The organism is Prauserella oleivorans (genome assembly GCF_042685745.1).
Lineage (GTDB): Bacteria > Actinomycetota > Actinomycetes > Mycobacteriales > Pseudonocardiaceae > Prauserella_A > Prauserella_A oleivorans.
In genome coordinates, this window is the sequence record NZ_JBHUNT010000001.1 from 1110390 (window position 1) to 1136567 (window position 26178).

Sequence of the window (26178 nt, forward strand, 5' to 3'; positions counted from 1 at the left end):
GTCAGTCCTTTCCCACGCCCAGGAACGTCCGGCGTACTTCGTCGTCGGCCAGCAACTCCGAGCCGGCTCCGGTGTAGGTGACGCGACCGCGCTCGATCACGTAACCCCGGTCGCTGAGCTCGAGGCCCGACCGCGCGTTCTGCTCGATCATCAGGAAGGTCAGCCCGGCCGCGTCCCGCAGTGAACGCAGCTGCTCGAACACCTCACGTACCAGCAGCGGAGACAGGCCGACCGACGGTTCGTCCATCAGCACCAGCCGGGGTTGCAGCATGAGTGAACGGCCGATCTCCAGCGCACGCCGTTCGCCTCCGGAGAGCGTTCCGGCCTGTTGTGTCCGGCGGGCGGCGAGCTTGGGGAACAGGTCGAATACCTCGTCGATCCGGCGGCGGATCTTCGCGCGGTCGCGTTCGAGGTACATCCCCAGCTCGATGTTCTCGTACACCGTCATGGCCGGGAAGATCGCGGGCAGCTGCGGCACCAGCGCGATACCCGCCGTCAACAGCTGTTGTGGACCGTAGGCGGTGATGTCCTCGCCGTCGAACAGCACCGTGCCCTCGCGGACGTCGATCAGTCCGTAGAGCGCCTTGAAGATCGTCGACTTGCCCGATCCGTTCGGCCCGACCACACACACGATCTCGCCCTCGCCGACCGTGAGGTCCACGCCGTGCAGAATGTCCACGCCGCGGTAGCCCGCACGCAGGCCCCGCACGTCCAGCAACGGCGGCCGCGTCTGGTCGCCGTGGGCCGGGGCCGCCTCAGGCTCCGAGATAGGCATCGATGACCTCCTGGTTGGACTTGACCTCGTCGGGCGCTCCCTCGGCCAGCACGCGTCCCTGCTGGAGCACGACGATGCGGTCGGCCATGCCGAACACGAACCCGACGTTGTGCTCGACGATCACGAACGAGACGTTCTCCTCGCGGTGCAGCAGCCGCAGGTGCTCCGACAGCTCCGCGATCAGCGCCGGGTTCACGCCCGAGGTCGCCTCGTCGAGCATCACGACCTTCGGCCCCGGCATCATCGCCATCACCAGCTCGAGCAGCCGCTGCTGCCCACCGGAGAGGCTGCCCGCCTTCTCCTCCGCCAGCCCGCACAGGCCCACCAGGTCGAGCAGCATGGCCGCCCGGTCCCGGGCCGAGCGTTCCGGCGCCCGCAGCAGCCCGAACGGCGGCAGGCCGGTCCAGTCCCTGGCGAGAAGCACGTTCTCCGTGACGGTCAGCTCGCCGAACACCCGGGCGTCCTGGAAGGTCCGGGTGATCCCCATTCTGGCTACTGTGGACGGACGGCGCCGGGTGATGTCCTTACCGGACAGCCGGATCCGCCCGGCGTCCACGCGCTGTCCAGCCGAAAGGCAGCTCAGCAGCGTCGACTTGCCGGAGCCGTTGGGCCCGATGAGCCCGACGATCTCGCCTTCGTCGACGTGGAAGTCGACGCCGTCGAGTGCGACGAGCCCACCGAACCGGCAGGTGACGCCTTCGGCCGTGAGTAGCGCTCCCATCAGCGGTCCTCCTTCGCTGCCCGCCGGGCACGTGCGAGATGGGCACGGTCGGCGAGCGTGCCGACGATTCCCTTGCGCAGCGTCAGCACCACCACGATCAGGGCGGCGCCGAAGAACAGCAGGAACTCCTCGCCTTCGGTGCCCCACAACGTCTCGCGCAGCAGGACGAACACCGTCGCACCCAGTGCGGGGCCCCACACGGTGCCGAGCCCGCCGAGCGTGACCATGAGCGCGAGGTTGATGAGCAGGATGTCGCGGAACATGATCGCCGGGTCGATGAACGCCGTCTGGTAGGCCCACAGGCTCCCGATGAGCGCCGTGATGGCTCCGGAGACGCAGAACGCCGTCAGCTTCACCATCGTCGTGTTGATGCCGCGCGCCTCGGCCCCGATCTCGCTCTCCCGGATGGCGAGCATGCTCGCTCCCAGCTGCGACCGGCGCAGCCAGATCGTGCCAAGCACTACGGCCACGGCGATGCCGAGGAAGACGTAGTAGAACAGCGCCCGGTCGATCACGGACTCGAAGATGATGCCGCCCGAGCCGCCCGTGAAATCCCGGAACACCAGCGCGAGCTCACGCATCGCCATGAACGCGCCGAGCATCGCGATGGAGAAGTACACCCCGCGCAGGCGAAGCAGCGGGTAGCCGATCACCAAGGCGAACACCAGGCCGGCCACCGGCGCCAGCGGCACGGTGTACCAGAACGGCATGTCCACATGCGTCACGAGCAGGCCGGCCGTGTAGCCGCCGATGCCGAAGAACACGCCGTGTCCGAAGTCGACGTAGCCGGTGAAGCCGGAGATGATGTTCCAGCTCGATGTCAGGCCGATCCACATGAACACGGTGCTCAGCAGCAACAGCGCCGAGTTGTTCAGTCCGAACGCGGGCGTCACGAGCAGCGCCGCGAGCCCCGCGACGAAGAGCCCGGCCCGAAGCCGGGGATCGGCGAGGCGGGATGCGGGCAGCTCGCGCACCGGCGCGGCGGACAGGCGATCCGCAGCCTTCTGCCGTGGTGGGGTGCCGACCGTTGGGGTTCCGCTAGACACCGGCGGTCACCTGCTTTCCTCCACTGATTCCGTTGGGACGCACCACGAGCGCGACGACCACGAGGATGAACGCGGCGGCGATGCCGAGACCGGTTCCGACCGAGGGGACGTACGAGGCGAGGAACGTTTCGATGAGGCCGACCACCATCGCGGCCAGCACCGTGCCGGTCATCCGCCCGACGCCGCCGAGCACGACGATCGCGAACGCCTTCATCGTCAGCAGCGGGCCCAGGAACGGGTAGAAGCCCTGTGCGGACCCGAGCAGGGTTCCGCCGGCGAACACGAGTGCGAGACCGATGCCGAACGCGATCGCGTACACCGCGCCGATGTCGATGCCGACCACCCTGGCCGCGGCCTTGTTCTGCGACGCCGCCTGGATCGACCGGCCGACCCTGGTGCGGTTGAGCAACGCCCACGTGAGCACGAGGATCACCACCGCGCCGAGGAGCATCAACGCCCTCGGCGTCGGAATGGTGAGGCCGAACATGCTCACCACGTCGTCCGAGTAGCCGGTGGTGGTAACCCTCGGCGTGCTGCTGAACAGGTACAGCAGTACGCCCTGCGCGACGGCGCCGATGCCGAACGTCAGCAACAGCGACATCAGCGGCGGCTGCTCGACCACGCGGATCACCAGCGTTCGGCACAGTAGCCAGCCGAAGCCGAAACCGATGACCATGATCACCGGCAGTGCGAGCAAGGGGTCGATCCCGAGATAGTGGTGTGCCGACCACGCGAGGTAGGCGCCGATCAGCACGCATTCGCCGTGGGCGAGGTTGAGGACTCCCATCACGCCGAAGACGAGCGAGAGTCCTTGCGCGACGAGAGCATAGAACCCGCCGAGCACGATGCCGTCGAGCACGACCTGACTCAACTGGCCCATACGCACAACTCCTTTGTCAGTACGGGCGCGACGATGGCGCCGATGGGCTGGGTGCCCGTCATCGGGCGGCGGGAGCTACCGCTGCGACCACGGCTTCATGGGGACGATCTCCGCCGAGGCGTTCTCCTTGGGGGCGACCACGACCTGCTCGCCCTTGCCGTTCAGCTGGATGGTGAGCATGGGCCGGTCGACGTTCGCGCCCTTGAGTCCGCTCGGATGCTCCGGTCCCGCGTAGTCGATGTGGCCGTAGAAGGTGTCGACATCGAGTTCCAGGAGCGCCTTGCGCACGGCTTCGACGTCCACACTGCCCGCCTTCTCGATGGCGAGTTGCAGCGACAGTGCGACGGCGCTGCCGCTGGGCGGCATGTAGGAGGGTTCCTCGCCGTAGCGCTCGACGTACCGGCGCCGGTAGTCGGCGGCGGTACCGAAGTACTTGTCGGAGAACTGGGCCGAACCGTGCCACTGCGTCGGAGCCATGATTCCCTCCGTGGTGGCGGCGCCGAGCTGTTCGACGAAGCTCTGCTCCGTGGGTGCCTGCACCATCAGCAGGTACTTCGGTGTCCAGTTCATGCTGCGAATGGTCTGCACGGTGAGCACGCCCATCAGCGTGTGCCCCGCCTCGACGAGGACCTCCGGGTTCGCCCGGCGGAGCTGGGTCATCGCGCCGCGGATGTCGTTGGCGTCGGTGGGTACCCGCTGTGTGCCGACGACCCGGATGCCGAGCTCGCGGGCCAGCTTTTCCGTGGCCTCCTGGACGTCGACCATCGGAGCCTCGTCGGTGTGCAGGATGCCGATCGTCTTCACTCCGCGCTTGGCCAGCTCGCGCAGCGCCGATTCGGTGTAGCGGCTGGTGTTGGTGAGCGGGCTGAACACGTAGTCCGAGCCCTGACTGAACACGGTGTCGGCGGCGGCACCGCCGGCGAACAGGATGCGCTTGTTGGGCTCGGTCACCGCCGACGCGGCGAGGGTGAGGCCGGAAGAGTACGAGCCGAAGATGAAGTCGACACCGTCCTCGCTGATCAGCCGCTGGGTGAGTCGCACGGCCTGTTCCGGGTCGGACTGGTCGTCGTAGTAGATGATCTCGACCTTGCGCTTGCGGTTGCCGACCTTGATGCCGCCGAGCTCGTTGTTCACCATGTCGGCCCACATCTGGTAGCCGCGTTTGATCGCCCGGCCCTCGATGGAGTACTTGCCCGTGTCCGACACCGCCGCGCCAATGCGGATCGGCCCGTTCGGGTCCTCGGCGGCCCGCGGCTGCGCGCAGCCTGCCGCGAGCACGGCCAGTCCCGTCAGGAAGGCGAGGACGGCGCGGCTGCGCTTACCCCACATGGGCCTTCCCCTTGAGCAGCGCCTTGGCGATCACGGTCCGCAGCACATCGTTGGTGCCCTCTCCGATCGCCATGAGGGGTGCGTCCCGGTACAGTCGTTCCACCTCGAACTCAGCGGAGTAGCCGTAGCCGCCGTGGATGCGCATGGCGTCGAGCGCACACTGCAGCGCGGTTTCCGAGCTGAACACCTTGGCCATGCCCGATTCGGCGTCCATTCGCACGCCCGCGTCCATCTGCGAGGCGGCCCAGTACGTCATGAGCCTGGCCGCCTGCAGCTGGGTGGCGATCTCGGCGAGCTTGATCTGCACGGCCTGGAAGTCGCCGATCGGCTGCCCGAAGGCCTCCCGCTCCCTGGCGTAGCGCAGCGCCTCCTCGTAGGCGCGCTGGGCGATTCCCACCGAGCGGGCTGCGATGTTCACCCGGCCGGTCTCCAAAGAGGACAGTGCCTGCCGCAGCCCCTGGCCCTCGACCCCGCCGAGCAACGCGGAGGCAGGAACCCGCACGTTGTCGAGCCGCAGCTCGCACGACTCGGTGCCCTTGTAGCCGAGCTTCGGGATGTCCTTCTCCACCGTGAAGCCCTCGGACGTGGTGTCCACGAGCAGGATGCTCATGCCCCGGTGGGCCGGGCTCGCGGTCGGATCGGTCTTCACCAGCACCGGCAGCGGGTTGGCGTAGCGGGCATTGGTGATCCACATCTTCGAACCGTTGACGACGTAGTGATCGCCCTCCTTGCGAGCCGTGGTCCGGATTCCCTGCAGGTCGGTGCCCGCGTTCGGCTCCGTGAGCGCGATGCCGGTCCGCAGCTCGCCGGTGGCGAGCCTGGGCAGGTACTGTCGCTTCTGCTCCTCGGTGCCGTGCCGGGCGATCATGAAGCAGGACACCGAGTGGCTGCCGAGAATACCGGCGATGCCCATCCAACCGCGCGAGATCTCCTCGAAGGTGAGCACGAACGACACGGTGTCGGCGCCGAGCCCGCCGTACTCCTGGGGAACCGCGAGCCCGAACAGGCCCAGTTCCCGCATCGTGGCGACGATCTCGGTCGGGTAGCGTCCGGACTGCTCCCAGTCGCGCGCGACCGGGATGATCTCCTTGTCCACGAAATCCCGGAGTGTTTCGCGGAACAGGCGTTGTTCGTCGTTGAACGAGAAATCCATGGTCACTCCTGGTGGGGTGGGTTCAGCCGGTACCGAAGGCGCCGGCGGCGCGGATGCCCGCGATCTGCTCGGCCGAGTAGCCGAGCAGATCGCGCAGCAGCGACTCGGTATGTTCACCGCGCTGTGGCGCTCGACGCGGGGTGGCGCGCGCCTGGCCGACCCGGACCGGGGAGGCGACCTGGCGCACCGTTCCGAACACGGGGTGCTCGGTGGAGATCACCATCTCGCGGGCCAGAGCATGCTCGTCGGCCAGTGCCTGCGGAATGCTGTTGATGGGCGCGCACGGGATCGACGCCGCACGCATCTTCCTCAGCCATTCCTCGACCGTGCCGTTCGCCAGTTCGGCGTCGAGGATCTTCTCGAGCTCGGCGTGGTGTTCGGCGCGGTCGGCGAACGTGCGGAACCGCGGGTCGTCGATGAGGTCGGTCCTGCCCAGGATCTCGGCGAGGCGTCGCCAGAACTTCTCCTTGGCACAGCCGATCACCAGCCAGCCGTCGCTGGCGGGGAAGTTCTGGAACGGAACCAGCGACGGGTGCGCGGAGCGAGGCGTTCGGCGCGGCTCGTGGCCGGCGCTCAGATGCCACGTGGCGAGGTAGGTCAGCATGCTGATCGCCGTGTCGTAGAGGCTCACGTCGCAGTCCATGCCGACTCCGTCGCGCCGGGCCGCGTGGACGCCGGAGACGAGTGCGATGGCGGCGACGAGCCCGCCACTGTAGTCCACAAGGGACAATCCGGTCTTCTGCGGCGGGCCACCGGGTTCACCGGTGACCGACATCCAGCCGGCGAGGCCCTGCAGGATGTAGTCGTAGCCGGGCTCCTTGACGCGGGGGCCGGTCATGCCGAAGCCCGACAGCGAACAGCACACGATGGCCGGGTTCAGGTGCTTGAGGTCGTCGTAGGTGATGCGCAGCTTCGCGGGGACGTCGCCGCGCAGGTTCGAGTAGACGGCGTCAGCCTCGCGCACGAGGTCCTCGAACACGGCACGCCCTTCCGGCGTCGTCATGTCCAGGGAGATGCTGGACTTGTTGCGGTTGAAGGATTCGAAGAACAGCGAGTCCTCACCCTGCGCGTAGGGTGGCACCGTCCTGCCCACGTCGCCGCCTGCCGTCGGGTCCTCGATCTTGATGATCTCCGCGCCCAGCTCGGCCAGATGCAGCGAGCCGAACGGTCCCGCGCCGTACTGCTCGAGTGAGATGATTCTGATGTCCTGCAACGGAAGCATGCACGCCTCAGTTCACGGTCAGCGGCTCGGCGGCCTCGGGGAACGGGTCCTTGCCGGTGAGCGCTCCTTGCTTGTGGACGTAGAACGTGCGGACGAAGCTGCACACGACGGCGCCGTCCTGGTTGAGGGTGCGCGTCCGGATGGTGACGATCCCCGCCTTCGGGCGGCTCGATGACTCCCGTTTGGACAGCACGATCGACTCCGACCACAGGGTGTCCCCGGCGAACACGGGGTGGCTGAACTTCACGTCGTCGAGACCGAGGTTCGCGAAGGCGTTCTGGGTGACGTCGATGACGCTCTGCCCGATCGCGATGGCCAGCGTGAGGGTCGATACGACCAGGGGCTTGCCGAACTCCGAATCGGCGGCGTACTGCGTGTTGAAGTGCGCCTGATTCGTGTTCATGCTCAGCAGCGTGAACCAGGTGTTGTCGGTCTCGGTGACCGTGCGGCCCAGGGGGTGGCGGTAGATGTCGCCCACCTCGAAGTCCTCGTAGAACCGACCCTGCCAGCCCGGCCGTACTTGGGGCGTCGTTGCACTCATGGGCGTGGACGCTAAACGTCAGACGTATTGGCGTCAAGGTCGAGTCCGGTCGTTGATCGGTTGGCACGCAAGAAGTTCGTCCGTACGGCCGATTCGTACGTTTGATCGTCGCGGTGTCCTTCGCGAAACATCAGGTATGACGGCTAGACTGGCCGCGTGAGCAAGGTGAGTAAGCAGTCGGGAACGCGCGGGCTCGGCGTGACCCCGGTGCGGTCGGCGTACCAGCAGATCGCCGATCAGCTGCGGGGGCTGATCGTCAGCGGCGAGCTGGCGCCGGGCGACCGGCTGCCGTCGGAGCCGGAACTGGGCCAGGCCTTCGGGGTCGGCCGCAGCACGGTCCGCGAGGCGCTGCGCTCGCTGAGCTCACAGAACCTCGTCTACACGAGCCGAGGTGTCAACGGCGGCACCTTCGTCGCCGACGTGGATCCGCAGCACATCAGCGCCTACCTCGAGACCAGTCTCGGCCTGCTCACCGCGGGCAGCCTCACCGTCGACGAGCTGCTGGCCGTGCGCGAGATCCTGGAGGTGCCCGCGGCGCGGCTCGCGGCCACCGAACGCACCGAGGAGGAACTGGCCGCGTTGCGTAAGGCCGTCGAGCAGGAGAACGTCGAGGCCGGGCCGCAGCACGAGCACCCGCAGGAGTTCCACATCCTGCTGCTCACGTGCACGCACAACGGCCTGCTCGAGGTGGTGACGCAGCCGATCTTCTCGGTGCTGAAGAACCGCTTCCTACGCGGCAACGCACCCGCGTCGTTCTGGCAGCAGGTGTGCTCCGACCACGGCGACATCGTCGAGGCGATCCAGCGCGGCGACGCCGACACCGCCGGCGAGCTCATGCAGGGGCACCTGCACCGGCTGCGCGAGACCTACCTCGAGATCGACCGGCGCTGAGGGCCGGGCGGCTCGGGTCGGCGGGCGCCTCGGCACCGTCGCCCGCCGGGCAGGTGGCGGCGAGCTGCGTCGCCGCCACCCGTCGGCATCACAGCTGACCGGTCGCTTCCCGCCACGCGCGTTCCTTCTTGATCCACTCGTTGTCCTGCGGAAACTCGTCGATGGAGGGCACCCGGCGAATCTCGCACTTGCTGCCCGGGCCGGCCAGCGGCGCCCGCTTGGCCCAGGCGACGGCCTCCTCCTGGGAGGGCACATCGAGGATCCAGAACCCGGCGAAGAGCTCCTTGGTCTCGCCGTAGGGGCCGTCGGTCACCACCGGCGGCTCGGACGAGTAGTCCACGACGACACCCTTCTCGGCGTCGTCGAGCCCCTCGGCGGCGATGAGCACGCCCGCCCGGATCAGCTCGTCGTTGAACCGGCCCATCGAATCCATGATCTCGCCGAAATCGACGTCCTGGTACGCCTGGTACGTCTCGTCGGTCGCACGCATGATCAGCATGTACTTCACGGCTGTCATCTCCTCGGGTGTCCGGGCCCCTCTCCGACCCTCTCACCCGTAGGTCGAACGGGGAACCTCCCGAATCGACAGGCCGATGAACGGATAAAGAACGGGCCCCCGGCAGGAGCCCGTTCTTCAGTTCCGCAGATTATCCGGGTCGGGCGGGCGCCCCGCCCCACCGGGGCCGCCCGGCTCAGCCTCGCCGGTACTCCTCCCAGGTCACCTTCTCCACCTGCGGACCGTCGTCCTTGCCGTGGTCGGCCAGCCCGTTGCGGCCGAGGAAGTAGTCGCCGGCCTGGGCCTGCGCCTGCGGGGACATGTCGGTGTCGCTGATCGCGATGGCGTGGATGTGCGCCGCCCAGTCACCCTGGTCCGGCGTGCGGTGCCAGGCCGCGAACCCGACCTGCCGCAGCGCTTTCACGGCCGTCTCCGGGTCGATCCCGCGCACCGAGATGTCGACGGCCCCGCCGCCGTCGTGTGTGCCACCGGACGCGCCGACACCCCCCCGGGTTGTATGAGCCCTGCGTCACGGTGAAGTCCATCCCGGCCCGCTTCTCCCCGGCCTCGACCATCTCCTTGGTGCGCATGTTGACGGTCTCACCGTCCATGGTCGTCTTCGTGCCGACGTCGATGATCGCGGTCAGCTCGTAGCGGCCGGTGCCGAGCTCGGCCAGCGATCCCTTGCCGGGCAGGCCGCTGGCGGCCAATCCCTCGTAACCGAGGGAACGCTGGTACTCGGCGTAGGCGTCCACCGTCGTGGTGCCGAAGTGACCGTCGACGTACTTGTCGGCGAGCAGGTCCTTGCTCGCGAGGGCCTGCTCGACCAGTTCGACGCTCGGACCGGAGCCGGGCGTGACGGACTGGTCCGGCTTGTACGGGTCCCACATCGCGGCCTTGACGACCGCCTCCATGTCGACCGTCGGCTCGGCGGCTTCACCCGCGGCCGCCGTGCCGGTGAGCGCTGCGCCGGAGACGGCGGTCAGCAGCGCGGCGATGGCGAGTTTTCGCATGAGTCGTCCTTCCCCGCGATCGGATCAGCCGCAGTGCTCGAACGGGCTGGTGTACTTCTCCGACCCGACCGAGCCGCCCCACTGCACGCAGGTGCCCCTGGCCTCCTTCTTGACCGGGCCGGCGTAGTAGCTGTAGTCGCCGGAGTCCGTGGCCCGCTGACCGCCCTCGACGGTCAGGAATGCCGACGTCGCGGTCTTCTTGCCGAGGTCGGTGTGCTTCATCGTCGCGACGCAGTTCGTGCCGTTGCCGGCGTTGTAGAGCAGGTACACCGCGCCCTGCTTGCCGAGCCCGTGCTGGTTGATGACGGAGTAGCCCGCGCCGCACACCTGCTCTGGCGAATACGGGTTCGAGCCCCCGCCGCCGCAGTTGTTCTTGCTGGTGAACGACGGGTGACCGTAGTAGGGCACGGCGACGCCGTTGAGCTTCACCTTCTGTGCGGAGCCGTTCAGGCGCTGCTCGTAGTGCAGATGGGGGCCGGTGACACCCCCAGTGGCACCGGCCAGCCCGATCTGCGTGCCCAGCCGCACCTGCTGTCCCTGGCTGACACTCTGCGCGGACAGGTGCGCATACCGGGTGGTCCAGCCACCGCCGTGGTCGATCTCGATCCACTTGCCGTAGCTGGTGCCGCCCTCGTCCGCGACGCGGGACACGGTTCCCGCGGCGGAGGCGACCACCGGGTCGCCGGTGATGCCGCTCTTCTGGAAGTCGACCGAGTTCGCCGGGTTGTGCCCGGAGAAGGTCGCCGCCGTGGCGGTGTAGCCGCACTTGAACGGCATCTGGAAGTTGGGTGCCGCGGCCGCCTCCGTCGCGCCCAGGTTCAGCATCGTCGCGAGTGCCGTGGCCGCGACCGCCCCGATCGCGGCCGAGATTCTGCCGAGTTTCATGGTCTGCTCCAAACGTGGTGTGCGAGTCCGGATCGGTGGGTCAGTTCGTGCGCTGGTACTCCTCCCAGGTGCGGATCGGCTCGACCTTCGGGCCGTCGTCGGGAGCGTGGTTCGCCAGACCGTTCTTGCCGAGGTAGTAGTCGCCGGTCTGCTCCTGGGCCGGTGAGGAGAGGTCGGGGTCGCTGATCGCCACGGCGTGGATGTGGTGTGGCCAGTCGCCCTGGCCGGGCGTGCGGTCCCACGCCGCGAAGCCGACCTCCCGCAGTACGCGGACGACGTCGGTCCGCGCGGCCGTGTCCATGCCCGTGACGGAGATGTCGACAGCCCCGCCGCCGTCGTGGGTGCCCGCGGACGTCGGGTCGCCGCCGGGGTTGTAGGAGCCCTGGTCGAGCACCAGTTCGCGGCCGAGGATCCGTTCCGCCTCGGTCAGCATCGCCTTGGTCCTGGTGTTGACCTGCTTGCCGCCGTGCTCGGTCCGTTCGCCCGGACGGACGACGTGCGTGACGTCGAACCGGCCGGTGCCGAGGCTCCGCAACGACTGCGCGCCGGGCAGCCCGCTCGCGCCGATTCCGGAGAAGCCGAGCGAGCGCTGGTAGGCCGCATAGGCCGCCACGGTCCGGGTGCCGAAATGCCCGTCCACGAACCCTGCGGGCAGCAACCCTTCCGCCTGCAGCGCGCGCTCGACCGCCGTGACACTGGGCGCGGCCCCCGGCGTCGACGACTGGTCCGCGCGGCGTGGATCGATCTGCGCCGCGACGAGCACGGCTTGCATGTCGACACCGGTGGCCTGCGAGGCGGTGGCTGGTGAGTCTGTGGCGCGGGCGTTCGCGGCTGACGTGGTGGCCGGCGCGGTGTTTGTGGCCGGCGCGGTGGCGAGCAATGCGAGCGCGGCGATGGCGAGTCCGGAGCGTATCGGGGTCATCGGGTCGCTTCTCCCAACTGGATGACGAGGCCGTCTACACAGTGGCTGAGGAGGCGGGCGTCCGATACGTGTTTGACGAAGATTCGGCCAATGTTTGACAGCGTCTGACACCGTTGACGTGCGACGACGACGCTGTTTCCGCTGTTCCGGGGCCGTTCGCACCATCCTTCGTGTTAGTCTTTGGCGCGCTACGCTGCGTGACGGAACGCTGTGTCAACCGTGACGGTTCGGTGGCTGCGGTCGCCGAGACAGGTGCGCCGAGGAGGAGATGCGTGCCCGTGTCCAGGCCGATGGCGGGAGAGCGACCGGCGGCACTCGAAGAGTTCATGTCCGCGCTGCGGCAGTTGCGAGAGCAAGCGGGCAACCCGTCCTTCCGCCGGATGGCGACCACGTCCGGGGCCGTCTCCCACGCGACGCTCCACCTCACCGTGACCGGACGTCGGCTGCAGCCGTGGGAAACCGTCCGTGAGTTCGTCCGCGCGTGCGGCGGGGATGAGCAGGAGTGGCACACCCGCTGGAAGGCGACCCACGCCGCGCTGACCGACGAGAGTTCGCGGGCGGCTCGGGGCGGGGCGGGCGCGCCGGTGGAACGGGCTGAGCAGGGCGCGGACGGGAGCCACGGCGCCGGCGAAGTCCCGGGTGACCGTGACGGTCTGCCCGACCGGTCCGGCGAGCGCCGACTGCCCGGCCACGCCCTGCAGGACCTGCGGCAGGGCCAGGCCGGGGCCGATCGGCCGACCGGTCAGCCCGGGGTGGGTGGGCGCGTGGGCCAGGCCGGCGAGTCACCGAAGCCGGCGGCGGAACCGGCGCGCAAGCGGCCGCCGGTGTCCAGGCATCGGTGGCTGCTCGTGCTGCTGGTCCTCGTCGTGGCGGCCGCCGCCGCGACGGTCACCGCCCTCGTCGATCGGGACGACCCTCCGCACGTGCCGAAACCGGTGCGCGCCGTCCACCCCGGTGACGCCAGCGACTTCATCGCCGACGTCACCATCCCTGACGGCACCGTGGTGCCGCCCGACAGCCAGTTCGTGAAGGTCTGGGAACTGAAGAACAGCGGTTCCGTCCACTGGCGGGACCGGTACCTGCAACGAATCGACCTGCCGATTCGCCGCGACGACTGCCGTACCCCGGAACGCATCCCGATCAACGACACGGCCCCGCAGGAGCACGTCCAGATCACGGTCACCGTTCGGACGCCTGACGTCGCGCCGGTCGACTGCACGGTGTACTGGAAGATGGTCGACGAGGCCGGCCAGGCCCTGCTTCCCGGTTACCGCCCGATCTTCTTCGCCGTTCACGTGCGCCGGTAGGTCCAGGCCTGCAAGGCGTTTGCGGGCGACCGGCGACCGGTTCGTGTCGTCGTGTCTGCCGTTCCGGTAGCTGTGTCTGCGGTTTGCGTCGTGGTGTTGGCCGTTCCCGTTGCGGTGTCTGCCGTTCCGGTCGTCGTGTTGGCCGTCCAGGTTGTCGTCTTGGTCGCGCTGGGCGTGGTGGTGCGCGTTCGTGTCACCGTGTTCGCGGTGCGCGTCGCTGTGTTTGCCCTTCTCCTCGCTGTGTCGACGGTTCCGGAAGGCGTGTCCGCTGTTTCCGTCGCCGTGTCGGGCTGTTCTTGTTGCCGTGTCGGCCGTCTGTATCGCTGTGTCCGAAGGTTCAGGGTGGCGGGTCGGTCCGGCTGGTCACCATGTCGGCCCGGAATTGGTGTGAGTGGGCCATTCACGTTATTGGTTGTCGTTGTTGTGGTTGCCTTGGTTGCTTGGGTGGTTGGGTTTCAGGCACGCCTTCGGCGCGCCGTGGGAAACTGCCACTCCACACATGACCATGCATTGTCTGGTGGTTAGCGGCGGTTCCCCACGGAACGGGTTTCATGGTCACGTTCCGTTGTTTGCGGCTTCACCCATATGATTCGGTATTTCGCGGTAGAATCGTGGGCATGGGGGAAAGTTCTCTTGATGAGGTCGTTCGACTGGAGCGGGAGATTGCTCGGCTGCAGGCGTTGCAGGTGCGGGCTTTGGCGGAGTATTCGGCGTCGCGGGATGATGCTGCCGATGTGGCGTCGGAAGTGGCGCTCGCGTTGGCGATTTCGGAGAATGCGGCGCGGATTAAAATATGGTTGGCGCGGGATTTGGTGACTCGGCTTCCGGAAACGCTCGACGCCATGGCGCGGGGCGAGATTGATTTGTACAAGGCGTCGAAGGTGTCGGAGCCGACAGCGGTGTTGTCCGATGGCATGGCCGGGGAAGTGGATGCGGCGGTGGCGGGTCGGTTGGTGGGGCGGGGTCCGGCGTCGATTCGGCGGATGGTGAATCGGGCGGTGTACAAGGTGGATCCGGAGGGTGCTGCGGCGCGGGCGGAGGCGCGGCGGCGGGAGCGGCCGGTGGAGTTGCGGCACGCCGACGACGCGATGGCCACGTTGACCGCCGAGCTGCCCGCCGAGCTGCCCGCCGAGCTGCCCGCCGAGCTGCCCGCCGAGGTCGCCTCGGCGGCCTATGCCTGGATCGACCGGTGTGCGCGGGCGCTGCGCAACGCCGGTGACGAGCGGACCATGGATCAGCTGCGGGCGGACGTGTTCGCCAGCCTGCTGCTCGGTGGGGCTTCGGGTGGTGGGTCGGTGAGGGCGGAAATCTTCATCCACATCGACTTCGCCACCCTCATCGGGCTCGCCGACAAACCGGCCGACCTCGCCGGGCACGGCCCGCTGCCTGCCTCGATCGCGCGGGCGATCGCCTTCGACCCCAACTCCACCTGGCGGCGGATCATCACCGACTCCCACACCGGCGCCCCGATCGACGTGGGCCGCGAGCGTTACCGGCCACCGGCCGTCACCGCCGACCATGTGAAGGTCCGGGATCGGGAATGCCGGTTCGCAACCTGCCACCGCCCGGCGCACTTTGTCGATCTCGACCACGTCGTCCCGTACCAGCGCAACGGCGACACCAACACCGGAAACCTCATCGGCCTCTGCCGACGCCACCACCGCACCAAACACACCCCCGGCTGGCGATTCGAGCTGACCGACACCGGCGAACTCCACATCACCACACCAGCCGGGCGTACGCACATCGCCTCGGACGAGCCCGGCCGCCCCAACACGGCGTGAACCGTGAGCCGTCGCGACACACTCGGATACGCGCCGGTGCGGCCCGCTACGGACCGAGGCGTGCGATGGACCAGGCCAAAGACCAGCGGAGCCGTGGTCCAACCCGGCGGGCCTGTGACCTACCGGCCATCCAGGCCGAAGCCCTGCCAACTCAACGCGAAAACTCAAGCCGCCGTGGGCTCACTCCCGTTCACGTTGCCCAGAGCAGGCGGTGTTGTGGGCCGCCAGGCTTCGTCCTGCTCTCAGCCGTCGCGCCAGGCTTGGCGTCGCGGCAGCACTCGCCGATGCCGAGGGTGACGTGCCGGCCAACACGGCATCGGTCTCCAGCTCGCGGCGCCGGTTCCCACTCGGGCCTCCGCCGCCAGGTGCGTCGAACTCGGCAGCGGCCTACCTCGCGATCCGCGCTCGCCCACGGAGCGCGGAGCAGCCCCGCCCCACACCCCTCGATCAGCGCCCAGCCGCTTGCCGGGCGGCCTGCTCGAGCCGGTCGCGGTAATCGGCCCACCACTCCCGCTCCTCCTCGGGCAGGTTGCCCGTCTCCGGCCGGTGCCCGGCGGCGCCGTCGAGGTGTTCGCGGAGCAGGTCGGCGTGCCCTGCGTGCCGATGGGTCTCGGCGACCACGTGCACGAGAATCTGGTGCAGCGTCACGGGGTTCCGCCGCGGCGCCCAGTGGGGAACGTGACCGGGCGTGTCCAACTCCAAGGCCCCGATCGTCGCGTCGGAGTGCGCCCACGCCCGCCGATACAAGCCGACGATGTCCTCCCGCGACTCCTCCGGCTTCGCCCACATATCCACATTGGACTCCGACTCGTCCGCGAGCCATGCGGGCGGATCGGCCACCGGGCGAGCGAAGACGACCCCGAAGTAGATCATCTCGACGCCCGCGAGGTGCTTGACGAGCCCGAGCAGGTTGGTGCCGGTGGGCGTCAACGGCCGCCGGATGTCGTATTCGCCGAGCCCGTCGAGCTTCCACAGCATCACGTCGCGGCCGATCTGCAGGTAGCGGAGCAGGTCCGCCTTGGGGTTCGCCATACCGCGGAGTCTGGCACCGCGGACCGACAAGCCCGGCCTACTTCTGCCCGTAGCCGCGCAGCCGGTGGACGACGTGCTCGATCTCGCCGTGCGGCAGCAGCCGGGGAGACCCCGCCGACGCCGCCGTCAGCCACACCTGGCACAACCACTCCAGCTGCTCGGCGCGATGGTAGGCCGACTCCAGGTCGGCGCCGTAGGTGAGCGTGCCGTGGTTGGCGAGCAGGCAGCCGCGGCGGCCGTCGAGCGCGGCGAGCATGTTCTCCGCCAGCTCCGGCGTTCCGTACGTGGCGTAGGGCGCCACCCGCACAGTCGGCCCGATCGTCGCCACCAGGTAGTGGATCGGCGGCAGCTCGTCGGCCACAGTGGACGCGGCGGTCGCGTGCACGGAGTGCGTGTGCACCACCGCGCCGATGTCCTCACCGTCCGGATCCCGAGCCTGCCGGTAGACGGCGAGGTGCATCGGCAGCTCGCTCGTCGGCTTGAGCGCGCCGTCCGCGACGGATCCGTCCAGCCGGACGACCACGATGTCGGCGGGCCCGAGTTCGTCGTAGCTCACGCCCGTCGGCGTCACCGCCACAAGGTCGCCGGAGCGCACCGAAAGGTTGCCGGACGTCCCGACCACGAGCCGGTCGGCCACCATCCGGCGCGCGTACCGGCACACCGCGATCCGTGCCTCCGCCAGCAGCATGCCGGCCATTCTGCCGCTGCGTAGCGGGCCGGGTTTCCCCGGTGCCGCGGCGTGGAAGCCCGTGCGCACGGACCGTGCCCGAGTAAAGGAGTCGACGTGACCGACACCAACGACGCGCCCCAGCCCGACGAGGGCAAGCTCGAGAGGTCGCAGCGGCTGATCGACGAGGCGAAGCAGGCGGTCAAGGACGACCAGGAACTGGCCCGGCGGCAGGAGAACCGGGACGTCACGCCCTCGGGCAACGAGGGACCCGGCGGCAGGCCGACCTGACGTCACCGCCTGCCCTGCTCGTCGAGCACCATCCCGGCGATGTCCCGGCCCAGCAGCACCGGATCGTGCCCGCCACCATCCCGGTTGGTGAGCACCGCAACGACGAGCCGGGCCTCGGGATAGACCCGCAGGTAGGTGCGGCTGCCTGCCCACCTGCCGTCCTTGTCGGCGAACCTCAGCCCGCGGTCGGTGCCCGTGCCCCAGCCGTAGGCGTAGCGGTCGAGCCGGTCGGGCGGCGTCACCATGTGGTCCAGGGACGCCTTGCGCAGGATCGTGCCGTCCAGTACCAGACTCCCGAACCGGGCCATGTCGAGCACGGACCCTTCGAGCCCGCCGCCGAGCACCTTGTAGCTGTAGTCGTGTGGGGTCATCGCGGTGTTCTTCGCGGTGTACAGCGTCATCCTGCGCACCCCGCGATCAGCCGGGTCGACGGGCCGGATGCTGGTCAGGCCGTACCGGCGGGCCCAGTCGCTCACGAGGCGGCCGATCGGCTTGCCCGTGTACTCCTCCAGCACCCAGCCGAGCACCGAGTAGCTGTGGGTGCTGTAACGCCAGTCTTTGCCGGGCTGGCAGACGAGCGGAACGTCGGCGAACTCGGCGACCGATGCCCGCGCCGTGCGGTAGGGGCCGTCGGTGAACGTCGCCGCCGGGATCTGCCCGTAGTGGCCGACGCAGCCGCGCAGGTTGAGCAGCTGGCCGACGGTGTGCGTGTGGTGGGCGGGCAGACCGGGCAGGTGGTCGCGGGTGCGCTCGCCGAGCTGGAGCCGCCCCCCGCCGGACTCGATGAGGTCGAACGTCAGCGCGCCGGCGATCGCCTTGCTCACCGAGTTGTACGGACCGGACACCGTGCCGTCCATCCACACGTCCTTGCCCACGTCGGCGTGGCCGAACCCGCGCAGGTACCGCAGCGTGCCGCCCTGCATGACGGCGACGCTGATGCCGGGCACTCCGGTGGAGTCCAGCTCGTGCCGCACGCGCTGGTCGACGGCCTGCTTCAACGCCCATCGCGGGCGGTCGCTGTTCTGCCGCCACGTCCCGGCGTACCGGACGCCGTCGGCGGTGTCGTAGCGGTTGAGTCCGGTGAGGCGGTAGCCCTCGTCGAAGTAGCGCCGCCACCAGTTGACGAACCCCTGCGCGGTGAGGTCGCGGTGGGCCGCCCACGCGCGGTCGCCGGTGTTCTCCACCCAGATCGCCGCGTAGCGCTGGCCCGCGGGCGTGCGGACGGAGTCGACCGTCAGCAGCCGGAACGTGCCGCGATACCGCTCGAACGTGGCGCGGTACTCCTCGCCGGTGAGGCCGAGGTGGAGCCGCCACGGCACCTGTTCGGCGTTGTCGGCCCAGACGAGCGCGTACGACGGGCGGGAGCCGTACACGTCGACGTCCACGGGTATGCGGGAGCCGCGCTCCTGTTCATGCATCCGACGGGCGTCGGCGAGGGAGAGGTCGCGCCGCGACGTCCAGTCGAGATCACCGGCGTTCTCCACGAACACGCCCGCGTACCGGCGCGCCCCGTCCAGCAGGTAGCTCTGCTGGTCGACGAGTCGCAGGCCGGCCGCGCGCAGGCGGTGCGATTCCATGCCGAAGCGTGTGCCGTCGAGGTCCCGGAGCACGCGCCAGTCGAGGCCGTCGGTGTTGCGCTGGAAGACCGCTGCCGCGCGGTAGCGGCCGTTCGCCGTGTCGATGTCGAGGTCGACGGGAAGGTAGCCGTTCGCGCGGTAGGCGGTGAGGTGCCTGGCGAGCTGGGCGCGGTCCGCGTCCCGGACGGACGCCCACGCGGTGGAGGCGGGGTCGGAGAGCGGGGACGACGGATCGGCGTGCGCGGCGATCGGCAGCAGCGCGATGGGCAGGAGGACGAGGGCCAGGACGGCGGCGAGGGGCTTGCGGGAGCGGGATCTTCGACGCATGCCGCTGGTTCTACCAAGATCGCCGACCCGCCGATCGGGCCCGGCGGGTGTGTTGCACCGCCTGTCCGGGGATCACACCAGTCGCATGGCCTCGCCGATGAGCTCCAGCGCGTCCTCCGGCTCCGGACCAAGCTCACCCGAGAACGACACGGCGCCGACTCCCGCCTCCCGGAGCCTGCGCAGCCCCGCCACGAGGTCGTCCCGGTCGCCCGCGGCCATGAACAGGTCGAGCGTGCGGTCGCTGATCTCCGCGAGCCTGTCCGTCTCGCCGTCACGGGTCGCCGCCCTGGCCGCCGCCACTTCGCTGTCCGGGACGCCGTGGAAGGCCAGCAGCGGGCCCATGTGCGGCAGGAACGTCGCCAGCACGCGGCGGGCGCCGTGCCTGGCGAGCTCCCGGTCGCGATGCACGAAGGTCCAGTTCTCGGCGACCAGGTCGACATCCTCCGGCCGCCTGCCCGCTGCGACGGCGCCCGCGTGCAGCTCGGCGCGGATCACCTTCGTGACGTACGCGGGATCCCATTGGGCGGCGATGCGCAGGCCGTCGCAGTGCTCGCCGGCCAGCCGGGCGCCCTTGGGGCCGAGCGTGCCGAGGTAGACGGGGACGCGGCGGCCGGTGCCGAAGTGCAGCTTCGCCGACTTGCCGAGCGGGAAGACCTCCCCGGCGTAGCCGGTGCCGTCGCCGCTGATGACCTCGCGGATGACGTCGACGGCCTCGCGGAGCCCCCTGAGTGTCGCCGGGTTGCGCATGCCGACCAGGTCGTACATCGAGCCGCGCCCGATGCCGAGGACCGCGCGCCCTCCGGAGAGCTCGTCGAGGTGGGCGATGTTGGCGGCGATCTGCACCGGGTGGGTCAGGTACGGGTGCGTGACATTCGGGCCCACCTGGACGCGCGAGGTGGCGCGCGCGATGTCGCAGAGCACCGGCCAGGCGGGCCTGCGCAACAGGACGTCGTGCAACGTGACGTCCTCGAACCCGAGTTCCTCGGCGCGGGCGGCGAGGCGTGGGTACGCGTCGATGGGGAGGTTGCCGTGCAGTTGGAGCAGGTAGCGCATGGCGGTCACGCGCCCGAGCGTAACGGGCGGACTAGACCACGTTCGCCGGGTCGGTGGTTACCGCATCCGGTTTGCCCAGCTTGTTCAGGCAACTGACGATTCCGCCGACCGGACCCACGGGGGAGTACCGTGCGCAGACTTCGCTGGCTCGTTCCCGCCCTGCTCGTCATCGGTTGGCTCGCGGTCGGGGCGTTCGGTGGCCCTTACGCGGGCAGGCTGAGCGACGTCGCGGAGAACGACACCTCGTCGTTCCTGCCGGCGTCGGCCGAGGCCACCGAGGTCGCCGAGCTGCAGCAGCGGTTCTCCCGCAGCGACGCCGTGCCCGCCATCGTCCTCGCCGAGCGCGCCGGCGGCCTCACCGAAGCCGATCGCGACTTCCTCGAGCGAACCCGCACCCGCGCGGAGGGCGTGCCCGGTGCCACCGGACCCGCCTCGCCGGTGATCCCGGCGCGGGACGGGCGGGCCGCCCAGTTCGTCGTCGGCCTCACGGGAGAGCCGAACGAACCCGTGGAGGCGCTGCGCGGGCTCACCGACCGGGACCGTCCCGCCGGTCTCGACGTCCACGTCACCGGGCCCGCCGGTCAGATCGCCGACCTGAGCGAGGCGTTCGCCGGCATCGACGGCATGTTGCTGCTCGTCGCGGGCTCGGTCGTGGCGCTGATCCTCGTGGTCGTCTACCGCAGCCCGCTGCTGCCACTGGTGGTGATCGTCTCGGCGGTGTTCGCGCTGGGGCTCGCCAGTCTGGTCGTCTACCTCCTGGCCGACAGCGGCGCCCTCGCGCTGAACGGGCAGAGCCAGGGCATCCTGTTCATCCTCGTGTTCGGCGCCGCGACCGACTACGCGCTCCTGCTCGTGGCCAGGTTCCGGGAACAGCTGCGCGACACCGACGACCGGTTCCGGGCGATGCGGCGGGCCTGGCGGGGCACGGTGGAGCCGATCGTCGCGTCGGCGGGCACCGTGATCCTCGGCGTGCTGTGCCTGCTGTTCAGCGACCTCAACTCCAACAAGGGGCTCGGCCCGGTCGCCGCCATCGGCATCGCCGCCTCGCTGCTGGCGTCGCTGACCTTCCTGCCCGCGGTCCTCGCGCTGCTCGGCCGGGCGGCGTTCTGGCCGTTCCGGCCGGTGGCCGGATCCCCGCACCCGGAGGCAAAGGGGATCTGGGGCAGGGTCGCCGGGTTCGTGGGCAGGCGCCCGCGCGCGATCTGGCTGGTCACCGCGCTGGTCCTGCTGGCGGGTGCGGCGTTCGTCCCCCAGCTCAGGGCGAACGGCACCGCGCAATCGGACGTCTTCCTGACCCGGGTCGAGTCGGTGGCCGGGCAGGAGGCGCTGGGCAGGCACTTCCCCGGCGGCATCGGGTCACCGACGATCGTCATCGCCCAGGACCGGGCCACCGGTGCCGTGCTGACGGCGACGAACGACGTCGACGGCGTCGCGTCCGCACGGCCCGCCGGCGCCGTGGACGGCCTGGTGCGCATCGAGGCCGTGCTCGACGCGCCCGCGGATTCCGCGGACGCCGTGGGCACCGTCGAGCGGATCCGCACCGCCGTGCACGCCGTTCCGGGCGCCGAGGCGAAGGTCGGCGGCGACACGGCGGTCATGCTCGACACCCAGGAGACGTCGACGCGTGACCGCACGCTCATCATCCCGATCGTGCTGGTCGTGGTGTTCGCGGTGCTCGCGCTGTTGCTGCGGTCGCTGCTGGCGCCGCTGCTGCTGATCGCCACCGTGGTGCTTTCGTTCGCCGCCACGATGGGCGTGTCGGCGCTGATGTTCAACCACGTCTTCGGCTTCCCCGGCGCCGACCCGGCGGTGCCGCTGTTCGCGTTCGTGTTCCTGGTGGCGCTGGGCATCGACTACAACATCTTCCTGATGACCCGGGTCCGCGAGGAGGCCGTCGAGCGCGGCACCCGGGAGGGCACCCTGCGCGGGCTCACGGTGACGGGCGGGGTCATCACGTCGGCGGGCATCGTGCTCGCGGCGACGTTCTCGGCACTGGCGGTGCTGCCGATCCTGTTCCTCGCGCAAATCGCGTTCATCGTGGCGTTCGGCGTGCTGCTCGACACGCTGATCGTGCGCTCACTGCTGGTGCCCTCGCTGACCGTGGACATCGGCCGGAAGGTCTGGTGGCCCTCGCGGCTCGCGCGGTGACGTTTCCGGCCAACGCATTCGGGAATGCCTATGCGCGCATGCGTCTACGGAGGTGAGCCCGGATGGGTAAGTGCGAAGTCTGCGGCAACGAGTACGAGATGGCGTTCGAGATCCGCACCAAGGGCGGCGGTTCGCACACGTTCGACTCGTTCGAGTGCGCGATCCACAAGCTGGCACCGGTGTGTGAACACTGCGGCTGCCGGGTGATCGGCCACGGCGTGTCCGTGGACGGCCGCTTCTTCTGCTGCGCGCACTGTGCACGGGAGTCCACGGAGCAGGGTTCCCAGGCTCGCGACGCCGTGACCACAGCTTGACCGCCGCCTGACCACCGCCTGACCACCGCCTGACCGTGGTCGCGGCGCACAGGGCGGGCGTACCGGTCCCGTCCTGGCGTCGTCGTGCCGTCGACGCGGGCTGGCCTGCGTGCGTGGTGATCGCGTACGGTTCCGCACCGGGACGGCGGTGTCCAGGACACGGAGGTCGCATGGTCGACGATGCGCGAAGCCCGGATCATGCGGGCGACGGCGATCGAGCCGGGCTGACGTGGGGGCTGAAGCGCAGTTTCGTCGCCTACGTAGCGCGGCTCCGGGACGGTGCCTGTGGCGCCAAGGACGGCGGCTCGGTGGTCGACTCCAGCTATTTCCACTTCGAGCACGCGGACGGATCCGGTTACGACCCGGCCACCGGGAAGGGCGTGCTGAAGTTCCGCGGCGACGTCCGCCTCGTCGGCCACGCCGGGCTGCTGTACGTGATGCTGCTCGACCCGTGGCTGGAGTTCACCGGCGACGGGGCCGTGCTCAGCGTCGTGGACATCGAGCACTGGCCGGACCGCTCGCATCGCCTACCGCTCGCCACGCTCGACGTGGTGGAGCCGGCCGTCGGGGCAGGCGGTCGCACCTGGACCGGAATGCCCGCCTACCTCACCAGCGAGGGCCAGGAGGTCTTCAACGGCCAGTACGTGGTGGGCGAGCGGCTCGACCCTGTGTCCGTGGTCGTACCGGAGGACCGCTGAGCGGGTCACAACGGGGGTCCCTCCGACCGGTTGTCGTGGTTGAATTTTGATCGGACGATCGGCGAAGGGGTGGATGTGGCGAGGCTCGGAGAACTGGAGCGCGCGGTGATGGAGGTGCTCTGGGCGCGAGGTGAGCCGGTCAGCGTGCGTGAGGTACACGCGGCGCTCGCGGATCGGGACCTGGCCTACACGACCGTGATGACCGTGTTGACCCGGCTGGCCGCGAAGAACGTCGTGCGCCGACAGCGCGAGGGCCGGGCGTGGCTCTACGCGCCTGCGGCGAGCCGGGAGGAGTACGTGGCCGAACTGATGCTGGAGGCACTGGAGCTCACCGGAGACCGGGGATCCGCGCTGGTCCGGTTCGCGCAGTCGGTCAGCAGTGACGAGGCGGACGCGCTGCGCCAGGCGCTGGAACGGGGCGAGAAGACGTGACCCTCGCTGCGCATCACCTGGCAGCGGGCACAGCGGCCGTGCTCGTGGCGCTGTGGCTGCTGCGCAGTCGCTGGACGTACGCCTACCCGAGGGCTGCGTTGATCCTGTGGCAGATCAGTTCGCTGACCATGATCGTCGCCGCGGTCGGCGCGCTGCTGGGGTTCGGGCTCGCCCCGTACGGCCGGGGCCTGCTCCCGGCGTTGCTCGAACTCCCGTTGCACGCCACCGAGCTGGACATCTGGCACTTCGCCGCGGTGACGCTGGGGCTCGCGCTGGGCGGCTGGCTGGTGGTCAACCAGCTGCTGTGCCTGCGCAGCACTGCCCGGGCGCGGGCGCGGCACCGGCTGTTGCTGCAGCTGGTCGCCAGGCCGGACACCGGTGCGCTCGTGGTGGACCACCCGGTCGCGGTGGCCTACTGCCTGCCCGGCCGGACGCCACGGATCGTGGTGAGCGCGGGGGCCCGGCGGTTGCTGACCGATGCGGAGCTCGCGGCGGTGCTCGCCCACGAGCGTGCGCACGCGCGGGAGCGGCATCACCTGGTGGTCGCGCCGTTCCAGGCGCTGCGCAGGCTCCTGCCCAACAGCGCGCTGCTGACGCGGGTGTGCGCGACCATCGAGCTGCTCGTGGAGATGTGCGCCGACGACAAGGCGGCCCGGCAGCAGGGCAGGGAGCCGCTGGCCAGCGCGCTCGAACGGTTTCACGCCAACGGCAGCGGGGGCACTCCGGCCGGGGCGCTCGCCGTGGCCGACGCGCCGGTGCAGGCGCGGATCCGCAGGCTGCGGCAGCCCGAGCCGTCCGGCTTCCCGGTGGCGTGGCCGGTCGCGTGTGCGCTGACGGTGACGGCGCTGGCCACGTCGGTGTCGCTGTTCGCCGTGCCGCTCTGATCTTTACTACGTAATGTAGTAGATTTCCGTCATGGAGATCGTTTACAACGCACTGGTCGTGCTGCATCTGCTGGGCATGGCGGGCATCGTCAGTGGGGTGGTCGCGCGCCTCGTGGCGCCGGAGAGTCCCTCGGCCAAGATCATGCTGTGGGGTGCCGGCGCCCAGGTCGTCACCGGTGTCGCGCTGGTGGGCATCGCCTCGGCCGGGCTCGTCGACAACGAGGTGGACAACACCAAGATCGCCGTCAAGCTCGTCGTCGCGATGGCCGTGCTCGTGCTGGCCCACGTCCTGTGGCGCAGGCCCGAGTCCGGGCGCGGTCTTTTCTACTCGCTCGCCGGGCTGACGCTGGCGAACGTGCTCATCGCCGTGTTCTGGTAGGCGCGCTCCGGCGCAGCCACAGCAGCCCGATCACGGGCAGCACCAGCGGGATGAACAGGTAGCCCATGCCGTAGTTCGACCAGACGGCGGCGTCCGGGAACGCCGCCGGGTCGAGCACGCTGAGCGTCCCGACGACGAGCACGCCCGCCATCTCCACCGAGCACGCCGCGAGCGCCACCCGCCACCACGTCACGCCGGAGCGGGCGAGCGCGACCGTTGCGAGCACGTACACGACCGCGGCGAACGCCGAGAGCAGGTACGGCACGGGTGCCTCGTCGAAGCGGGTGGCGATCTGCACGGCCGCCCGCGACGTCGCGGCGATCGCGAAGATCGCGTAGACGGCCACCAGCACGCGGCCGGGGCCGCTCGACGTCGCGGGCCGTTCGGCGGTGTCAGGCATTCGCGCCACCCCAGACCTCCGTCATCCGCAGGATCAGCACCGGAACGGTCAGGCACGCGATGCCGAGCACGGCGGTGCTGGAGCGGGTCCGCTCGGCCAGTGCCCACACCGTGCCGAGCGGAAGGACGAGCAGCGACCCCGCCAGGTAGGCGACGAACGTGACCATGCTGCCGGGTCGCTCGCCGCCGATGAGCAGCGCCACCGCGATGACCACCTGGACCACCAGTAGCACCTCGACCGTCGCCAGCCCGAGCAGCAGCGGCTTCTCCGGCGGCCGGTTGAGCGCCACCTGCACGAAGGCCCACACCGCGACGGCGGCCGCGCAGAACGCCACCGCGAGGGCATAGCCAGTGATCACCGTGCGGGTACCTCCGCTTCTCTTGTACTACTACCCGTAGCATACGGGTGGTGGGACGGTCCGGTGTGGACCCTCAACCGGCCCGCAGGGCCTCCAGCGCGCTCCGCAAGGTGCCGGTGAGCTCGACCGGCCGCCGCGTCTCGCGGTCGACGAACACGTGCACGAAGTGGCCCTCCGCGACGCACTCCGAGCGGTCCGCGCGGTGGATTCCCACCTCGTAGCGCACGCTCGACCGCCCGAGATGACCCACGCGCAGGCCGATCGCCAGCCGTTCCGGGAACTCCACCGCGGCGTGGTAGTTGCAGTGTGATTCGACACAGAGCCCGATCACCGGGCCGCGATGGATGTCCAGCCCGCCCTCGGCGATGAGCCAGCTGTTGATGACCGTGTCCATCAACGAGTAGTGGACGACGTTGTTGACGTGGCCGTAGACGTCGTTGTCCTTCCACCGCGTCGGCACGACTTCCCAATGCGCATAACCCACGCTGCGTGAATGTACTGTCAGCCGGATCGGTGCATGGCGGCCTGCCGGTTCCTCGGGTAGCGTCGCCGGTGTACTGGCCGTGAGGCCCCGCCCACGCTGAGCAGATCGGAGTCCCCCGGGCGGTCGGCTTCCGAAGTCGCTGTTCAACAACCGGTCAGGCCGGTGGGGG

Annotated in this window: 28 protein-coding genes and 1 pseudogene; 10 read left to right on the plus strand and 19 right to left on the minus strand. The window is 69.7% G+C overall.

Features of this window, described 5'->3' with window-relative positions; genetic code table 11:
- Window position 1: 1 nt before the first annotated feature.
- The 8 genes from ACFSZT_RS05535 to ACFSZT_RS05570 all read right to left on the minus strand — a co-directional run bounded on the left by ACFSZT_RS05535 (window position 2) and on the right by ACFSZT_RS05570 (window position 7667).
- On the minus strand, window positions 2-775 hold the full coding sequence (locus ACFSZT_RS05535) for an ABC transporter ATP-binding protein (protein WP_377390085.1): 774 nt from the start codon (window positions 773-775) through the stop codon (window positions 2-4).
- On the minus strand, window positions 756-1496 hold the full coding sequence (locus tag ACFSZT_RS05540) for an ABC transporter ATP-binding protein (RefSeq protein WP_377390087.1): 741 nt from the start codon (window positions 1494-1496) through the stop codon (window positions 756-758). The genes ACFSZT_RS05535 and ACFSZT_RS05540 overlap by 20 nt, the downstream gene beginning before the upstream one ends.
- Window positions 1496-2542 carry a branched-chain amino acid ABC transporter permease gene (locus ACFSZT_RS05545; protein WP_377390089.1) on the minus strand — a complete coding sequence of 349 codons (1047 nt, stop codon included), beginning with the start codon at window positions 2540-2542 and terminating at the stop codon, window positions 1496-1498. The genes ACFSZT_RS05540 and ACFSZT_RS05545 overlap by 1 nt, the downstream gene beginning before the upstream one ends.
- A complete protein-coding gene (locus tag ACFSZT_RS05550) occupies window positions 2535-3422 on the minus strand; it encodes a branched-chain amino acid ABC transporter permease (protein WP_377390091.1) in 888 nt (295 codons plus the stop codon). The genes ACFSZT_RS05545 and ACFSZT_RS05550 overlap by 8 nt, the downstream gene beginning before the upstream one ends.
- A 75-nt stretch (window positions 3423-3497) precedes the next feature.
- On the minus strand, window positions 3498-4751 hold the full coding sequence (locus ACFSZT_RS05555) for an amino acid ABC transporter substrate-binding protein (protein ID WP_377390093.1): 1254 nt from the start codon (window positions 4749-4751) through the stop codon (window positions 3498-3500).
- A complete protein-coding gene (locus tag ACFSZT_RS05560; protein ID WP_377390095.1) occupies window positions 4741-5904 on the minus strand; it encodes an acyl-CoA dehydrogenase family protein in 1164 nt (387 codons plus the stop codon). The genes ACFSZT_RS05555 and ACFSZT_RS05560 overlap by 11 nt, the downstream gene beginning before the upstream one ends.
- Window positions 5905-5926: 22 nt before the next feature.
- Window positions 5927-7126 (minus strand): CaiB/BaiF CoA transferase family protein, encoded by a 1200-nt coding sequence (locus ACFSZT_RS05565; RefSeq protein WP_377390097.1) that lies wholly within the window; start codon window positions 7124-7126, stop codon window positions 5927-5929.
- Between the two features lie 7 nt (window positions 7127-7133).
- Complete coding sequence (locus ACFSZT_RS05570; protein WP_377390099.1) at window positions 7134-7667, minus strand: MaoC family dehydratase; 534 nt, start codon at window positions 7665-7667, stop codon at window positions 7134-7136.
- 156 nt (window positions 7668-7823) lie between these two features.
- Between ACFSZT_RS05570 and ACFSZT_RS05575 the strand changes: the two genes are divergently transcribed.
- Window positions 7824-8558, plus strand: a complete 735-nt coding sequence (locus tag ACFSZT_RS05575) for a FadR/GntR family transcriptional regulator (protein WP_377390101.1) — start codon at window positions 7824-7826, stop codon at window positions 8556-8558.
- 88 nt (window positions 8559-8646) lie between these two features.
- Here ACFSZT_RS05575 and ACFSZT_RS05580 read toward each other — a convergent pair whose 3' ends face one another.
- The 4 genes and pseudogenes from ACFSZT_RS05580 to ACFSZT_RS05595 form a co-directional block, all read right to left on the minus strand.
- Window positions 8647-9066 (minus strand): YciI family protein, encoded by a 420-nt coding sequence (locus ACFSZT_RS05580; protein ID WP_377390103.1) that lies wholly within the window; start codon window positions 9064-9066, stop codon window positions 8647-8649.
- Window positions 9067-9250: 184 nt separating this feature from the next.
- Window positions 9251-10067 (minus strand): annotated as a pseudogene (locus tag ACFSZT_RS05585) (peptidoglycan-binding domain-containing protein).
- A gap of 24 nt (window positions 10068-10091) precedes the next feature.
- A complete protein-coding gene (locus tag ACFSZT_RS05590; RefSeq protein ID WP_377390107.1) occupies window positions 10092-10952 on the minus strand; it encodes a M23 family metallopeptidase in 861 nt (286 codons plus the stop codon).
- A 40-nt stretch (window positions 10953-10992) separates the two neighbouring features.
- Window positions 10993-11874, minus strand: coding sequence for a peptidoglycan-binding domain-containing protein (locus ACFSZT_RS05595; RefSeq protein ID WP_377390109.1), 882 nt, complete (start codon window positions 11872-11874; stop codon window positions 10993-10995).
- A 272-nt stretch (window positions 11875-12146) separates the two neighbouring features.
- Between ACFSZT_RS05595 and ACFSZT_RS05600 the strand changes: the two genes are divergently transcribed.
- Together ACFSZT_RS05600 and ACFSZT_RS05605 are read left to right on the plus strand one after the other, a co-directional pair.
- Window positions 12147-13181: an NBR1-Ig-like domain-containing protein gene (locus ACFSZT_RS05600; protein ID WP_377390111.1), complete on the plus strand. Its 1035-nt coding sequence runs from the start codon at window positions 12147-12149 to the stop codon at window positions 13179-13181.
- 617 nt (window positions 13182-13798) lie between these two features.
- Window positions 13799-14965, plus strand: coding sequence for an HNH endonuclease signature motif containing protein (locus tag ACFSZT_RS05605; protein ID WP_377390113.1), 1167 nt, complete (start codon window positions 13799-13801; stop codon window positions 14963-14965).
- Between the two features lie 447 nt (window positions 14966-15412).
- Here ACFSZT_RS05605 and ACFSZT_RS05610 read toward each other — a convergent pair whose 3' ends face one another.
- Both ACFSZT_RS05610 and ACFSZT_RS05615 read right to left on the minus strand, forming a co-directional pair.
- The gene (locus tag ACFSZT_RS05610; RefSeq protein WP_377390115.1) at window positions 15413-15997 is read right to left on the minus strand and encodes a DinB family protein; all 585 of its coding nucleotides are present in this window, start codon (window positions 15995-15997) and stop codon (window positions 15413-15415) included.
- Between the two features lie 37 nt (window positions 15998-16034).
- On the minus strand, window positions 16035-16685 hold the full coding sequence (locus ACFSZT_RS05615; RefSeq protein ID WP_377390117.1) for a class II aldolase/adducin family protein: 651 nt from the start codon (window positions 16683-16685) through the stop codon (window positions 16035-16037).
- Window positions 16686-16781: 96 nt separating this feature from the next.
- On the opposite strand from ACFSZT_RS05615, the gene ACFSZT_RS05620 reads away from it, so the two are divergent.
- On the plus strand, window positions 16782-16955 hold the full coding sequence (locus tag ACFSZT_RS05620; protein ID WP_377390119.1) for a hypothetical protein: 174 nt from the start codon (window positions 16782-16784) through the stop codon (window positions 16953-16955).
- A 2-nt stretch (window positions 16956-16957) separates the two neighbouring features.
- On the opposite strand, the gene ACFSZT_RS05625 is transcribed toward ACFSZT_RS05620, so the two are convergent.
- Both ACFSZT_RS05625 and ACFSZT_RS05630 read right to left on the minus strand, forming a co-directional pair.
- Window positions 16958-18859, minus strand: a complete 1902-nt coding sequence (locus ACFSZT_RS05625) for a serine hydrolase (RefSeq protein ID WP_377390121.1) — start codon at window positions 18857-18859, stop codon at window positions 16958-16960.
- Between the two features lie 72 nt (window positions 18860-18931).
- The gene (locus ACFSZT_RS05630; protein ID WP_377390172.1) at window positions 18932-19912 is read right to left on the minus strand and encodes an LLM class flavin-dependent oxidoreductase; all 981 of its coding nucleotides are present in this window, start codon (window positions 19910-19912) and stop codon (window positions 18932-18934) included.
- 129 nt (window positions 19913-20041) lie between these two features.
- Between ACFSZT_RS05630 and ACFSZT_RS05635 the strand changes: the two genes are divergently transcribed.
- From ACFSZT_RS05635 to ACFSZT_RS05660, 6 genes are all read left to right on the plus strand, one after another.
- The gene (locus ACFSZT_RS05635) at window positions 20042-22060 is read left to right on the plus strand and encodes an MMPL family transporter (protein WP_377390123.1); all 2019 of its coding nucleotides are present in this window, start codon (window positions 20042-20044) and stop codon (window positions 22058-22060) included.
- Window positions 22061-22122: 62 nt separating this feature from the next.
- Window positions 22123-22374 (plus strand): Prokaryotic metallothionein, encoded by a 252-nt coding sequence (locus ACFSZT_RS05640; protein ID WP_377390125.1) that lies wholly within the window; start codon window positions 22123-22125, stop codon window positions 22372-22374.
- A 170-nt stretch (window positions 22375-22544) separates the two neighbouring features.
- Entirely contained in the window at window positions 22545-23072 is a 528-nt protein-coding gene (locus ACFSZT_RS05645; RefSeq protein ID WP_377390127.1) for an HtaA domain-containing protein, read from the plus strand.
- Between the two features lie 69 nt (window positions 23073-23141).
- Entirely contained in the window at window positions 23142-23504 is a 363-nt protein-coding gene (locus ACFSZT_RS05650; protein WP_377390174.1) for a BlaI/MecI/CopY family transcriptional regulator, read from the plus strand.
- Window positions 23501-24388 carry a M56 family metallopeptidase gene (locus ACFSZT_RS05655; RefSeq protein WP_377390129.1) on the plus strand — a complete coding sequence of 296 codons (888 nt, stop codon included), beginning with the start codon at window positions 23501-23503 and terminating at the stop codon, window positions 24386-24388. The genes ACFSZT_RS05650 and ACFSZT_RS05655 overlap by 4 nt, the downstream gene beginning before the upstream one ends.
- Before the next feature lie 31 nt (window positions 24389-24419).
- Window positions 24420-24767, plus strand: a complete 348-nt coding sequence (locus tag ACFSZT_RS05660; RefSeq protein ID WP_377390131.1) for a hypothetical protein — start codon at window positions 24420-24422, stop codon at window positions 24765-24767.
- Here the strand turns inward: ACFSZT_RS05660 and ACFSZT_RS05665 are convergent.
- The 3 genes from ACFSZT_RS05665 to ACFSZT_RS05675 all read right to left on the minus strand — a co-directional run bounded on the left by ACFSZT_RS05665 (window position 24748) and on the right by ACFSZT_RS05675 (window position 26009).
- A complete protein-coding gene (locus ACFSZT_RS05665) occupies window positions 24748-25167 on the minus strand; it encodes a hypothetical protein (RefSeq protein ID WP_377390133.1) in 420 nt (139 codons plus the stop codon). The genes ACFSZT_RS05660 and ACFSZT_RS05665 overlap by 20 nt on opposite strands.
- On the minus strand, window positions 25160-25525 hold the full coding sequence (locus ACFSZT_RS05670; RefSeq protein ID WP_377390135.1) for a hypothetical protein: 366 nt from the start codon (window positions 25523-25525) through the stop codon (window positions 25160-25162). The genes ACFSZT_RS05665 and ACFSZT_RS05670 overlap by 8 nt, the downstream gene beginning before the upstream one ends.
- 73 nt (window positions 25526-25598) lie before the next feature.
- Entirely contained in the window at window positions 25599-26009 is a 411-nt protein-coding gene (locus ACFSZT_RS05675; protein ID WP_377390137.1) for an acyl-CoA thioesterase, read from the minus strand.
- Window positions 26010-26178: the final 169 nt, after the last annotated feature.

Coding starts and splice junctions, on each gene's coding strand:
- ACFSZT_RS05640 (WP_377390125.1), top strand. CDS start 22,123: ATGGGTAAGTGCGAAGTCTGCGGCAACGAGTACGAGATGGCGTTCGAG.
- ACFSZT_RS05605 (WP_377390113.1), top strand. CDS start 13,799: ATGGGGGAAAGTTCTCTTGATGAGGTCGTTCGACTGGAGCGGGAGATT.
- ACFSZT_RS05570 (WP_377390099.1), bottom strand. CDS start 7,667: ATGAGTGCAACGACGCCCCAAGTACGGCCGGGCTGGCAGGGTCGGTTC.
- ACFSZT_RS05660 (WP_377390131.1), top strand. CDS start 24,420: ATGGAGATCGTTTACAACGCACTGGTCGTGCTGCATCTGCTGGGCATG.
- ACFSZT_RS05540 (WP_377390087.1), bottom strand. CDS start 1,496: ATGGGAGCGCTACTCACGGCCGAAGGCGTCACCTGCCGGTTCGGTGGG.
- ACFSZT_RS05645 (WP_377390127.1), top strand. CDS start 22,545: ATGGTCGACGATGCGCGAAGCCCGGATCATGCGGGCGACGGCGATCGA.
- ACFSZT_RS05555 (WP_377390093.1), bottom strand. CDS start 4,751: ATGTGGGGTAAGCGCAGCCGCGCCGTCCTCGCCTTCCTGACGGGACTG.
- ACFSZT_RS05560 (WP_377390095.1), bottom strand. CDS start 5,904: ATGGATTTCTCGTTCAACGACGAACAACGCCTGTTCCGCGAAACACTC.
- ACFSZT_RS05610 (WP_377390115.1), bottom strand. CDS start 15,997: ATGGCGAACCCCAAGGCGGACCTGCTCCGCTACCTGCAGATCGGCCGC.
- ACFSZT_RS05595 (WP_377390109.1), bottom strand. CDS start 11,874: ATGACCCCGATACGCTCCGGACTCGCCATCGCCGCGCTCGCATTGCTC.
- ACFSZT_RS05665 (WP_377390133.1), bottom strand. CDS start 25,167: ATGCCTGACACCGCCGAACGGCCCGCGACGTCGAGCGGCCCCGGCCGC.
- ACFSZT_RS05590 (WP_377390107.1), bottom strand. CDS start 10,952: ATGAAACTCGGCAGAATCTCGGCCGCGATCGGGGCGGTCGCGGCCACG.
- ACFSZT_RS05615 (WP_377390117.1), bottom strand. CDS start 16,685: ATGCTGCTGGCGGAGGCACGGATCGCGGTGTGCCGGTACGCGCGCCGG.
- ACFSZT_RS05550 (WP_377390091.1), bottom strand. CDS start 3,422: ATGGGCCAGTTGAGTCAGGTCGTGCTCGACGGCATCGTGCTCGGCGGG.
- ACFSZT_RS05565 (WP_377390097.1), bottom strand. CDS start 7,126: ATGCTTCCGTTGCAGGACATCAGAATCATCTCACTCGAGCAGTACGGC.
- ACFSZT_RS05535 (WP_377390085.1), bottom strand. CDS start 775: ATGCCTATCTCGGAGCCTGAGGCGGCCCCGGCCCACGGCGACCAGACG.
- ACFSZT_RS05630 (WP_377390172.1), bottom strand. CDS start 19,912: ATGCGCTACCTGCTCCAACTGCACGGCAACCTCCCCATCGACGCGTAC.
- ACFSZT_RS05625 (WP_377390121.1), bottom strand. CDS start 18,859: ATGCGTCGAAGATCCCGCTCCCGCAAGCCCCTCGCCGCCGTCCTGGCC.